The sequence below is a fragment of the Mesorhizobium sp. M0276 genome (assembly GCF_040321755.1).
In the GTDB taxonomy this organism is placed as follows: Bacteria; Pseudomonadota; Alphaproteobacteria; order Rhizobiales; family Rhizobiaceae; genus Mesorhizobium.
The window spans coordinates 1-1,053 of sequence record NZ_JAMYSC010000151.1; the positions used below are offsets into that span (position 1 = coordinate 1).

Genomic DNA, 1,053 nt, shown 5'->3' on the forward strand with positions numbered 1-1,053 from the left:
TCTCAAGCAATACCGGCAACTGAGCTATCAGGAACTGGCATTCCACCTCGAGGACTCAGCCTCATTTCGCGCCTTTGCCCGCCTGCCATGGTCGTGGAGCCCGCAGAAGTCGGTGCTGCAAAAGACGATCAGCGCGATCCGGTCCGACACCTGGGAAGAGATCAATCGGGCGCTGCTGTCGAATGCCCGGCAGGTAAAACTGGAAGACGGTGCGGTCGTGCGGCTGGACAGCACTGTGACCTCGGCACTTATGCACGAACCGAGCGACAGCAGCCTGCTGTGGGACGCTGTGCGGGTCATGGTGCGCCTGTTGAAGCAGGCTGATGCCTTGGCCGGTGGCGCCGGCTTGGAATGGCGAAATCATTGCCGCGCGGCCAAGAAGCGCGCCCGCAAAATCCAGTTCACACGCGGCCGACCCAACCGCGTCCAACTCTACCGTGAACTGATTGCGATCGCCTGCGCGACCTTGGCCTATCTGAAGCAGGCCACGGAACGATTGGCCGTGGCGAGCACTCCGCTCATCGCACTGTGGCAGGCCCAGGTTAGTCACCATCGGCCGCTGATCGAGCAAATCATTGCCCAGAGTGAGCGACGAGTGCTGGCGGGCGAGTTGGTGCCGGCCAGCGACAAGCTGGTCAGCCTGTTCGAGCCCCATGCCGATATAATCGTCAAAGGCAGCCGCGACACCGAATACGGTCACAAACTCAACCTGACCACCGGCAGGAGCGGCATGATCCTCGATCTGGTGATCGAGGCGGGCAATCCGCGCGACAGCGATCGATTGCTGCCGATGCTGGAACGCCACATCGGCATCTGGGGCCGGGCGCCGCGGCAGGCGGCGGCCGACGGCGGCTTTGCCAGTCGCGACAATCTGGCTACAGCCAAGACCTTGGGCGTTCGCGACATGGCATTCCACAAGAAAGCCGGCCTCAGGATCGAGGACATGGTTAGAAGCAATTGGGTCTACCGCAAGCTGCGCAACTTCCGTGCCGGCATCGAGGCCGACATCTCATGCCTCAAGCGTGCTTACGGCTTGGCGCGCTGCACCTGGCG

The 1,053-nt window shown here is 62.5% G+C and carries 1 protein-coding gene; it reads left to right on the forward strand.

Annotated features, from left to right (window positions below; translation table 11 throughout):
• Positions 1 to 1,053: ISNCY-like element ISMesp5 family transposase (locus NKJ01_RS36195; protein ID WP_352735378.1), on the forward strand; the 1,053-nt coding region annotated here is incomplete at both ends.